This window comes from Flammeovirga aprica JL-4 (genome assembly GCF_012844305.1).
GTDB lineage: Bacteria > Bacteroidota > Bacteroidia > Cytophagales > Flammeovirgaceae > Flammeovirga > Flammeovirga aprica.
The window spans coordinates 1-10,911 of the sequence record NZ_JABANE010000173.1 but is presented as its reverse complement, the minus strand read 5'-3'; the positions used below and the strand labels follow the sequence as shown (position 1 = coordinate 10,911).

General features: G+C 32.8%; 15 protein-coding genes and 1 pseudogene. 10 read left to right on the top strand and 6 right to left on the bottom strand.

All coding sequences use genetic code 11. The features are described 5' to 3' along the window. Positions 1-147 precede the first annotated feature (147 nt). The 5 genes from HHU12_RS31580 to HHU12_RS31560 all read left to right on the top strand — a co-directional run bounded on the left by HHU12_RS31580 (position 148) and on the right by HHU12_RS31560 (position 3,051). Entirely contained in the window at positions 148-981 is an 834-nt protein-coding gene (locus tag HHU12_RS31580; protein WP_169660731.1) for a hypothetical protein, read from the top strand. 107 nt (positions 982-1,088) lie between these two features. Beyond that, positions 1,089-1,358: a hypothetical protein gene (locus HHU12_RS31575; RefSeq protein ID WP_169660730.1), complete on the top strand. Its 270-nt coding sequence runs from the start codon at positions 1,089-1,091 to the stop codon at positions 1,356-1,358. Further along, positions 1,267-1,812: a hypothetical protein gene (locus HHU12_RS31570; protein ID WP_169660729.1), complete on the top strand. Its 546-nt coding sequence runs from the start codon at positions 1,267-1,269 to the stop codon at positions 1,810-1,812. The genes HHU12_RS31575 and HHU12_RS31570 overlap by 92 nt, the downstream gene beginning before the upstream one ends. Beyond that, positions 1,760-2,182, top strand: a complete 423-nt coding sequence (locus HHU12_RS31565) for a hypothetical protein (protein ID WP_169660728.1) — start codon at positions 1,760-1,762, stop codon at positions 2,180-2,182. The genes HHU12_RS31570 and HHU12_RS31565 overlap by 53 nt, the downstream gene beginning before the upstream one ends. A gap of 35 nt (positions 2,183-2,217) precedes the next feature. Continuing rightward, the gene (locus tag HHU12_RS31560) at positions 2,218-3,051 is read left to right on the top strand and encodes a hypothetical protein (protein ID WP_169660727.1); all 834 of its coding nucleotides are present in this window, start codon (positions 2,218-2,220) and stop codon (positions 3,049-3,051) included. Here the strand turns inward: HHU12_RS31560 and HHU12_RS31555 are convergent. From HHU12_RS31555 to HHU12_RS31550, 4 genes and pseudogenes are all read right to left on the bottom strand, one after another. After that, a pseudogene (locus HHU12_RS31555) lies at positions 3,034-3,693 on the bottom strand (ISAon1 family transposase); the annotation flags it as partial. The gene HHU12_RS31560 and the pseudogene HHU12_RS31555 overlap by 18 nt on opposite strands. Before the next feature lie 18 nt (positions 3,694-3,711). Continuing rightward, a complete protein-coding gene (locus HHU12_RS35475; RefSeq protein ID WP_240971227.1) occupies positions 3,712-4,020 on the bottom strand; it encodes a hypothetical protein in 309 nt (102 codons plus the stop codon). After that, a complete protein-coding gene (locus tag HHU12_RS36105; protein ID WP_449401696.1) occupies positions 4,007-4,216 on the bottom strand; it encodes an ISAon1 family transposase N-terminal region protein in 210 nt (69 codons plus the stop codon). Before HHU12_RS36105 ends, HHU12_RS35475 begins: the two co-directional genes overlap by 14 nt. Before the next feature lie 83 nt (positions 4,217-4,299). Beyond that, positions 4,300-4,482 carry a hypothetical protein gene (locus HHU12_RS31550; RefSeq protein ID WP_169660726.1) on the bottom strand — a complete coding sequence of 61 codons (183 nt, stop codon included), beginning with the start codon at positions 4,480-4,482 and terminating at the stop codon, positions 4,300-4,302. A 191-nt stretch (positions 4,483-4,673) separates the two neighbouring features. Here HHU12_RS31550 and HHU12_RS31545 point away from each other — a divergent pair, with 191 nt between their 5' ends. From HHU12_RS31545 to HHU12_RS31530, 4 genes are all read left to right on the top strand, one after another. Next, positions 4,674-6,401 (top strand): T9SS type A sorting domain-containing protein, encoded by a 1,728-nt coding sequence (locus HHU12_RS31545; RefSeq protein ID WP_169660725.1) that lies wholly within the window; start codon positions 4,674-4,676, stop codon positions 6,399-6,401. A gap of 176 nt (positions 6,402-6,577) precedes the next feature. Then, on the top strand, positions 6,578-7,288 hold the full coding sequence (locus tag HHU12_RS31540) for a hypothetical protein (protein ID WP_169660724.1): 711 nt from the start codon (positions 6,578-6,580) through the stop codon (positions 7,286-7,288). An 80-nt stretch (positions 7,289-7,368) separates the two neighbouring features. Next, the gene (locus HHU12_RS31535; RefSeq protein WP_169660723.1) at positions 7,369-7,689 is read left to right on the top strand and encodes a hypothetical protein; all 321 of its coding nucleotides are present in this window, start codon (positions 7,369-7,371) and stop codon (positions 7,687-7,689) included. Positions 7,690-8,023: 334 nt separating this feature from the next. Continuing rightward, positions 8,024-8,545 (top strand): hypothetical protein, encoded by a 522-nt coding sequence (locus HHU12_RS31530; protein WP_169660722.1) that lies wholly within the window; start codon positions 8,024-8,026, stop codon positions 8,543-8,545. Positions 8,546-8,672: 127 nt separating this feature from the next. On the opposite strand, the gene HHU12_RS31525 is transcribed toward HHU12_RS31530, so the two are convergent. Together HHU12_RS31525 and HHU12_RS31520 are read right to left on the bottom strand one after the other, a co-directional pair. Next, positions 8,673-8,942: a hypothetical protein gene (locus tag HHU12_RS31525; protein ID WP_169660721.1), complete on the bottom strand. Its 270-nt coding sequence runs from the start codon at positions 8,940-8,942 to the stop codon at positions 8,673-8,675. Between the two features lie 96 nt (positions 8,943-9,038). Beyond that, the gene (locus HHU12_RS31520) at positions 9,039-10,058 is read right to left on the bottom strand and encodes a hypothetical protein (protein WP_169660720.1); all 1,020 of its coding nucleotides are present in this window, start codon (positions 10,056-10,058) and stop codon (positions 9,039-9,041) included. A 135-nt stretch (positions 10,059-10,193) separates the two neighbouring features. Here HHU12_RS31520 and HHU12_RS31515 point away from each other — a divergent pair. After that, on the top strand, positions 10,194-10,911 hold a 718-nt coding region (locus tag HHU12_RS31515; protein ID WP_169660719.1), incomplete at its 3' end, for a hypothetical protein.

Here is a 10,911-nt window from a genome sequence, read left to right as displayed (position 1 = left end):
TGCAAATACCTGTATATCAATAATGTATGAACACATCTGGTACATCACCGTAAGAATCATGGAGGGACCTCTACTAAGTACGTTTATACTGCAAAAGGTCCTGATGGTTCTAAACCTGATCCTGACAAGAAAGTAGGTCTAGTTGTAGTGCCTGGTTTTGATGGTGAGCCTATTGAATTGAATCCAACTTACCCAATTGAAGTTCAATACTGGGAGCTGTCAGGTTCATTTAATAATTGGGTAGAATACTCTAACCATACTTACTATGACTACACTGAATATGCAGACTCAATTGTATACCAATTTTATATAGATAATACAGAATATAATAGTAGTGATATGTCATTCAAATTCAGAAACGGAGGATCATGGGGAAGTGACTCAATGGGTATGGGATATTCTAGTCCAACATACTTAAATCCAAATACTGAATATGATCTATACTATGACGGAGCAGCAAATAACATAGCAATGGAATATGTATCTTATGTTAATGTAACTCTGATCCAAACTAAGCATGGTTATTCAATGAGATGGAATCACACTACTAAAGTTGAAGAGCCGTTCAACCCAATTGAAGGTACTAACGTGGAGATAGTTGAAGAAATTGCGTTCACTGATAAAGGTAAGGATCTTTATACCAAATACAATCCAAATTTAACAGCCCATGACGCGGTTCTATCAGCAGCTGAATTTGTTACAACGCAAACACACATGGAGGGCAACATTGAAGTTTGGTTTGAGTACGAAGAAATTTCAGGATCATATAAAATTGTTGCTGGTGGTGAATATGGTGATGGCTTCGCATTAATCAATACATGGAATGGAGCATATGATATCTACCGTTTTTCAACTTTTGAAGAGCTAGAATACATGCTTCTACCTACCCTTAAAAATGGTAAATTACTTAACCAAGATACTGAATATGTAAAAGGTTCTTTTAACTCTCACTTCATCATGTGGGAGAAGGGATCTATGTAATAAATAAATGGTCTGAGCACACCGTTAAACTACTCACCTAATTTTTATTAATCAAAACTATTAATACAGTGAAAAAGTTATACACAGTATTTTTAGTTGCAACTGCTATGATTGCATGTAACAAAGAAGAAGAAGAAACTGCACAGCTAGTTGAAGAAGCAAGAACGGTATCAGTATCATTCTTGGAAGAGGAGATAAGTCCAATGAGAAAAGCAACAAGTGGTCTAGTTTATATTGACTATGTTGTATCAGTGAATCATCAAGAAGGTAGCTTTGAACTATCTAATGTTGACATTCGTAGCAGTATTGTTCTTGACGGTATTGTTGGAGCATTCATTCACTGTAGATGTTCATCACGCAATCCAACAAGTAAGTGACGAATACTTCCTAAATGGATCTTCTTCAGGTAACGCTGCTGATGTATCTGTATCAATCCCAATGTCAAATGAAGAGTATTCTTACATTGTAGTTGATGCTCAAGATGCAGGTGAAGTAACTAACGCTTTGTTATCTTCTAAGCAGATGTATGCTGACAATGAGGACTACTACGCTTACATCTATACTGATGGAGTACACGAATTTATTTTAGACGTATTCACTATCAGAGGTGACGTTAGCAAGACAATTGTGCCAAAGGTTAACTACCAACACAACTTCAAGATCAACTACACTACTGAAGGAATCTTTCTTATTGATAAAGGATTTGACAATGATCCAATTGAAGAAGATATCATTAAAGATCCAGTTGTGGAAACAATTGACGGAGCATCTAATGTAGTTGCTGATCAATTTACAGGTTACGTGTCAGGTTCATCTGCTGAAAAGATATGATGGTACACATAGTGTTTGGGTATATGGTGCTACTGGAATGGACAGAAATGAGGTAATCTTAGTTACTGATGTTAATCCTTCTTATGATCTAACTATGCATGGTGTCAATGAGCACCATATGGACATCTACCTTTTAGATAGAAACAATAATCCATTAAAAGTTTCATTATTCATGGATGGTACTGTTAGAGACAATTTGGGAGATATCACTCACAATAGCTGGACTGATTTTGCACATGAGAATCCAGAAGCAAAAATAAGAACAACATGGGCAGACGGAGTACGTTTGAACTGTAACTTCATTATTCGTATGGGATGGTCAGATAACACTGAAGCGTTTGACTTCTCAATCAGAGAACTTAATTACTAATCCACAGGATGAACCTGAGCATGTTATAAAACTGCTTGCTTTTCAGAATTATCCAACCTAATTTTTTTAATCAAAAATCAAATGAGAAACTTACAACAACAATCATATTATCAGTATTTTACGTTACAATTGTACTACTATTCAGTAGCTGTAACAACAACGAACCTGTAGCTCCAACGGGTAACGCTACCATTGAGTTCAGTCAGAGATTGATTGAGCCAGACAAGCAACCTATTTATGGTAGTGAGGAGATTGCCAAACCAAATGTGGAAATAAAATTGGCTGGTGAGATACAGACACGTAATAGAGTAACTGGTGAAGATTTCCCTACTATTGATCTTGAAGGATCTCTTAAATTGCCATTGGGAAGTGGTTACGAATCTAGGGTACAGATTCCAGAAATACTTACAAATTATAGTGACGCGTTCAGAATTAAGAATGATAATTGGAAGCAGTATGACGTTAATTCTACTGAGAGTCAAAGAATTACTTTAGATGCTACACCATATGATCTACAAGTGAATTTGTACAGTAATGAGAATGGTATTGACAAGAATCAACCAGTACAGTACTATAATGTATACACTTCGCAGTGGGAAGATTTCTTTTACAATTCAGATGAAAATTATTGGTATGTCGTTCAAGAAAGATTAACACTAGACGTTCGTTTTGCAGCAAGATACAAAGATGGTGGAGTTGGCGATTTAATAGAATATGATCTAAATGATTTGGAAATTGGATACAATCACTTCTATCATGTAAATCAAACTACGCGTGAAAATGAAGGTATTGGATTTGATCTGTTAGTTCCGGTTGGAAATAAGGGATCACCTACAAAAAGTGGGCACAGGCTACCCAAATACCTTTGAAATCCTGAACAGGAAAAATTTTAAGTCTGTTACACCTCTGAATTCCCTTCTAAAGTCTTTTATCCTTGAATTAAAAGATTCAGCATAAGCATTCGTAGCTCTACTGTTGAAGTAATTTGTGATTATGTCTGAAAAGTAGGTGAATGTATTCATGATCGTCTGAAAAGATTTAAAACCACTCTCTTCTACATCGTTATACCATCTAGCTAGTTTCAAGTTTGCGACTTGTTTAGTGATATCCTCTTCAAAAATAGATCGCAAATGCATTGATAATTTATAAGCTTTGTGAATATTGGGAAACCTGTCAAATAATAACTCAGCTCTTTGCTTCTGTGATTTCGTCCATTTAGAAGTAGGTTTGAATAATGCATATCTACTTCTTGCTAGAAGTTGTGGTAAAGTGTCGCCATTAGGAAGTAGTTCAGGTACATATTTTTCCTCTTTTTCTTGGCTTTCTTTTACTTTTTCATTCTCTGCCTCCAAAGTTTCCCATCTGATTTTGATTCGTTGTTCCTGTACAGCCTCAGAAGCTAGTTGTTGCACATGAAAACGGTCAATTACGATATCTGCTTTACCAAAACATTTACTTGCAATAAGGTTCATATTATTAGCCATGTCCAATGTGATTTCATCTAGATTATCACACTGATCTTTAGGGTTTTATATTAAATCTTTTATTACATCTTCAGACTTCATCCCCTCAACTAAAGCGATTAAACTACCCTGCTTGCTATCTGCTAGTTTATTCGTAACAATCGTGTATAATTCTCCATTGGACAAAAAAGTCTCATCAATACCAATCGATTTTGAAATATTTTCAGGAAAGACAAGGTTGTTATCATCTGAGTGTTCTTTTACCCATTCACCAAACTCACTCAAATGTTTTTTATAGCTTCGAAGGAAATTGGAGCTTTTGACTCCATAGAAAGTAGACAGCCGTTGACTGCTTATGGCTTCAGTATCGAGCAAGTGCTTTTAAAAAAGACGCGTATTCCTCAGACATACGTGTTCCTTTTGCTACTAATTTCCAGTCTCTTGACAATTTTAAATGAGCATCTTTTTCAGTCCATCTACGACGTTTTACAATCATCTTTACCTTTTTACCACGAATGGGAAAATCTTCAATAATCTTAGGGTTATGGAAGCCTCGCTTTTGGAGGTTCAAATGATGAGATAACAACCCTGTTTGTCCATAGCAGGCCTTTTTATTATCGGCTTTTTCAAAATATTTTCACTCATAACATCTCCTCAAACTGGTGTACCTGTTAAGTTTTCAGCTACAATTTTACCATACGCATTTTCAATACGACATTCATTAGACCATGACTTTTCAAAGTAGTGCTTCTTTGCGGAGTACCAGGAATCAAAATGTTGTACATCTGCTATCCCCGTTTCTCTGTTATGAATAAAAACTTTAAATCCTTTTTTCATGCTTTCTGTAATTAGTGCAAATTGAGTTTACACTAATACTGGGATAGTCAATGTTGTTAGTAAATGGATAAATTAAAAAATATAATGTGTACGTTATTATTTATGTATTACAATATTTATTAACTTCGTGAAATAGATGTACTTTAAATATTTCAGCAAACTAATTATAGAAAAACTAATTAAAGACAAACATGAAAATTAAATTTTTATTTATAATTGCTTTATTATACTCATTCAATTCTAAAGCACAACTCAAAGAGTTAACTCTTTATTCTGACGATGATGTCACAATGACTGTATCCAACTCTTATGGTACGATGCCATTAGAGCAAAAATGTGTACCGGGCAAAAAGGGCTATATACAAACACCTGAAGGAGGTAATATATCTTGGAACTTTAAAGTAAATGGGCAAACATTTGGCGTAACTAAAGTAACTTATACTTTTACAGATTCTGATGGTACCATAGAAGAAGTTGAAGAAGAGTTTACCCCTCTAGTTTCAATAAGTAATCCATTTACATTTCATGCTAAGCAGGGTCGTTTTAATGAGCAGTTTGAAGTGAAAATTAAAATGGAGTGGGAAAAGTATGAAGGTGTAGGTGTGAAATATGGAGCTACGTCATTTAGTTTTTATGTTGCTCCTGCTTGGTCAGTATATAAGCTTTATAAAGCGAACCATATAACTATTGAAGAGCTTAAAAAAACATATTTTTTTCAATTTAATAAGAGTTATCTAAACTTATACACAAATTCTTTTACTTCACATCCTTGTGCTCCGCTTAGTGAAGATTACATCATAGAAAATATCACAGAAAAAGGGCATTTGTACCAAAATGAAGAGACAGGAAGATATACCGGGATAGATGATCAAGTTAATGTTCTTTCTTTTAATTACAAGAACCATGGCGTATATATAAATAAGATCCCAACTAAATATTATGAATATACATTACGTTCAAGAACAATACATATAAATGTAGAACTTGACGTTTACTATCCTTATTTAGATACAAGGGAAAAAATGCATGCCACTATATATTTTGTACTTCCTCCACCACCAAGTATATCAGGTGCCGGAAAAATAACTGAAGAAGCAACGACATACTATCTTGGCAATCTTAATGGATATGAATTAAAATCGTGGGAAGTTTCAAGTGAAATTAAAGTTATTTCTGAAAATAGTAACTCAATAACTGTTAAAGGTATTAACTATACTAATAAAGGTTTTATTAAAGCTAATTTTAAATCAGGCAACAGTAGTGTGAAAGAAATAAAAGTATGGCCAGCTTTAGATGACCTAAAATTATCAGACCTTATTTATTCTAGGAATATGTTATTTTGTAATCAAAAATTCTTAGTACAAGTAATTAATCATACTGGACAGAGAGTAGAGTGGATTGCAATTCAGGGATCCCTACCTACTAATGGGCAAAGTACACATTCTAGCTTAATAGATGGAAAACATTCAAATTATATAACATCTAAAGTTACCAGAGAAAATGATTATGTTGAAGTTCTAGTTCGAGTAGTTAGAAAAAATGGGACAAAAACTCCTTATGTGTCCTTTAGAGTTTCTGCTTCCTGCCCAGGGGGAGGAGGAGATGGTGATGGATTTATTCCACGATTCAGTTCCTTAAGAACAAAAGAAATAGATGGTATTACTGATTTTGGTTATAAAATTTTCCCAAATCCTGTAAAGGACAATTTAAATATTGAAGCCAATTCTACATTTATGGGTAATATCGATAGCATTACTATCTATGATATCAATGGTAATATTATTGATAACTATGAGTTTGTTCAATATGAAAGTAACTCATACCGTATCAACACAGGTAAATATAAGCCAGGTTTATATATATTGAATATCATAAAATCTGATGGTTCTGTAGATATAGAGAAAATCATAGTAGAATAAAATAAATAAGTACATCTATCAAAAAGAGGAGTTAACCTAAAAGTTAGCTCCTCTTTTTATTTGTGAAAAAGAATATATATTTCAAAACAAACATCTACTCCGATGTTCACCACAGTAATTTTTCATAATGATTTCAAAAGTTTTGCAAATTCGCAAAACTTATATAACTTGAAACCATGGAAAACAAACTCCCCATCACCTCCAAGCAGATGAAAGCTCCAAATTTTGAAGTGAGGTCTGCTACGGTAAAATCGAAACCCAACAACAAAGGACTTTTCTTGACATTGACAGGAAAAGGACAGCGGGTGGTTATGCAATTAGAAGAGAAAAGTTTAGAAGAATTTGAAGCCTCGGATTTGGGTAAACTGATCAATTCAATGTATCAGGATAGGGGAGATTATGACAAAAAATACATGCTCATTGATTTCTGGAAATTAAGGTATAAAGTCAATTCTGAAAGAGCCAGAACTCTGTATTCAATTGCGTTCAACGATTTGCAAACCATGTCTCAGCGACAAGCTCACACCAGAGCAGCACATTTTTGCGAGCAGTATTTTGAAAAATACCACAAGGAGCTAGAAGGATGGGATGATTTTTGGAAATTTTATTTAGAAAGCAACTATAAGCCCCACCAAGAACGTCTGATTGGGATCAAGTTAGCACAGACATTTTCCGATTTTCCAAAAGAAAGTATTTTCTACAATATGATCCTGGTTGCTCGATGGGATCAATACTATAAAAATTCAATCAAGTATACCGGACTTACTCCCGAAATGAGAGCAAAATTGGAGGAAGAAAACCGAATAAAAGAAGAGGAGAAACTAGAAAATCAAAAGAATAAACGCTTGAAAAAAGTGGTCAAAAAAGTATTGAGGATTGAAAGTTAAAAGTATTGCGAATTTGCAAAACTTATATCATTGATTCCAAATTTCATAACATAATTACTACTTACAAATGCTACCTACTAATGAAAAATAACTTCAGAAAGAATACTAGAAAGAAAAAATACACTGACGAACAGATCCTTGAGGAGGCAAGGAAATATAAATACTTGAATGATTTTAGAAAGGCGAACTCAAACATGGTGAATTTGGCTTATTCCAGAAAAATAGACCTTTCATTTCTTAAAAAAGCGGAGAAGGATCTAAATACTTACAAAAGCATAACAGCAAAAATTACGCAGGACAAACACGCTCAGTTTGTGAAAATCGCCGAAAGAAAAGGGATTACAGCTACTGATTTATTTCGAATGCTAGTTGATGATTGTATAGAAAGAGAAGAGGCGTAAAACTGTTATAAAGAGAATAATAAATTGATAATCAGCATCCTATTTAACATAAGATTAATTATAACAAAAAAGCTAATCTAATAGGTAGCAATTACTTTTAACATTTACATAGATCATTAAATTCAATTATAGCTTTAATTAGATAGTAATGAAAGACTTATCTCTGTTTTCTCAACAATTGATAATGAGTTATTTTAAATAAATGAAACATTGTTACATTTGTATGTAATCTCTGTTAAAATTTATTGGAACGTACATAAAAAAAATGCAGAAGATTATTTCTAATGAAATATGACGAATTCTTCTTTTATCGATAATCACAAAAAAAGAAATTATGAAAATTATATTATCAATCTGTCTATCACTTATTTCTACTCTTTCCTTATCTCAAACTTTACTTGTCGGAGATGTAGTTGAGTTAAAAAGAGAAACGAACTTAAAACAAATTAATGGAAAGAAAATAAAGACTTCAGAAGGTCAGAAATTTATGATTATAGATCATAAATCAACCTCACCTTACGGCAATACGCAATACTCCTATATCATAAAAGACTTTGATAATAATGTTTATAAGCATGAATTTAAGTATAACGACTTCACCAATATTCATTATGTCTTTAGCTTTGATACATCTTCTCTTGGGAAGTGTTTAATCTTACTATCTGATTTCAATGCACAATACTACACCATAATGGGTACTGATAATCAAAGATCTAGAGAAAATACTGCAGCCTGGATAAATGGTAGTTTAACAGAAATAGCATCTACGTCAAAAGATAAAAAGTCTTTGAGATATGCTCTAAGATTGAAAGCATATAAAGATGAATTAGAGAGGATTATCAAAGAAAATTATTAGTGAATAGTTGAGCCCTTATCGAATATTAATTTGTTTCGCTTCTATTAAGGTAATTTACACTATTAGTCGGAATGAACTGACAGTATGTAAATGCTGTATTTTACAGTAATTGAAAGCACATGATTGATTACAAAAGAAAATCGACAAATCTTTTCTCATGTGTAGAATCAAAAGACAGGTAAAGCTCAAAGATATCGCCACCATAATCATTACATAATTTGTTGGTGAAATGATTTACTATATCTAGATCGGCAGTGCCATACTCAGTTGTAAATACCCAAGACAACACTTTATAGACCTGTTTTCGAAATTCTTTGGTATTTGGTTCAACATCACCTAATCTAATCTTAAAATTTTGAAGTGATGCGACCGCATGTTTTGATTTTATATTTTCCATAATTAATATCTTTTTACTTGAGTTCTTCAAATCTACTTTACATGTATGCAGTGTATATGCATACTTTAGAATAAATAGGGTAAAAAAAGTTTTGTATTAACTTTTATCCACTCCTACAACAGTATCTTCAATCCATATCACTTTAACCCCTGATCGGTTTTCTCCTACTCTCTGTTTTCTAAAATGTCCTTTACGTAGATGAGGTGATTTCTTACCGTCAACTATCGCTGTACGCTTTACAAATAATGCATCAACGTTCATATAGTCATCTATCAAAATCTTATGATTACCAATCGTTCTCTTCTTTGCTTGACTAGTTCTTTTATCTAATCGCTCAATTTCAAAATCACTATGAAAGAAAGTATCATAAAACATTACTGCTCTTGCAAACTCATAAGAGTTAATGAAATATTCAGCTTTCATGTCTGGAGCTGTAGAGAAAAATTCTAAAGTCTTTACTTGGTCTCCAAAATCGACTAATACACCAAAATCAGTGTGAAGTTTATTGGAAGTGTAATAGAGAATAATCTGGTATTGGTGATTCTTTACTTTCTCTTCTACTTCATTGTTATCAGCAGTAATTTGTAATAATTTTTTATGCATTTCATTTGTCGCTGGAATAGAAGTAAAAGCAGCTTCATTATATGCATCTTTCAATGACTGCTGAAGCGATAGTGCTTGCATCCTTTCTGCAAAGGTTTCAGCATTAGTGTTTAAAGAATATCTTGAAAGATCATTCTCATATATCACAGCATAGGAAAATCGCTCTGGTAAATAAGATTTTATTACATCTATATCACTAACTAAATTTCTAATTTTGGACATCAACGGTGAGTTTCCTATCATGTCAATCACCGGATCAGTTAGAAATTTAGGAGATACATTTGTATACTGCATTGCCTCAAATATGCGAAAAATAACTCTACCAAAGAATTCCGCTTCTTCACCTTTTTTACCAATAATAGCTATTGCTTTATCTTCTATTTTTGAAAGTTCCTGGTAAGTATATAAAACCTGATCAGATGGGTTATCAATCTTGGTTTTCTTTAATTTTTTGAACTCGTTAAACAGTTCATAGAAGCGAGTTTTACTTTTTAAGATCCTTATTTTCTCCATTATCTATTTCTTGCATACTTAATTTCAAGACTTAAATATACTTGTATTTATTATAATGCGATTACTCATTTTGTTATACTATTCCAAAACCTCTAAATTTACTACCACTAAACATAACAGCGATACAAATACAGTATGATTACAAAACTATTGGACAAAAACTTAGTGGAAATATATTCTATATGGAAGAAGCATAGAGATATGAATCCATCCAATTATTTCAGTAAATTTTTAGAAGAAGTATCGGAAACATTAAAGATCGACCTTAAACCAGGTGTCTTAAAAAACTATATCAAATACAGAGAATTTACCTCTAAATCTGAAGATTTTATCTTTATACACTTACATAAAGAAGCTATTCGAAAAACACTAAATGATTCTTCCGTACCATTAGAAACTCTGGCAGACATATATAGTGTTAGCATCACTGACATGCAAGAGTTCATCAATCAACACATACGAAGATCCCACATCTATGATTTGGAAAAACTCGGATATAAGAGAATATCAGATGATCGTTTTTCCATCAAAAGAGATACAATAATTTCAAAAGAAAAAGGGCTAATTTCTACTTCTGCGAAGATTATTGATAATGGTAAACACCTAACCATAAGTATTGGTAAAGATAGAATTCAACTTGGAAAACTTATCTATCAAGTATTCTCAAAAGAGCCATTGCCTACAAAACATTATTCGTATCATGATTTAGATAGGTTTAATTTAAGTTTCAGAAATATCTCCATTAAACCATTTGAAGATGACAGGGGAGTATTAATAGATTCAGACAAAGATCTTTCCCTTTTTCCTAATGAGCTCCTCCATAAAGATACGTTATACAAGCATAGCAAAAGTT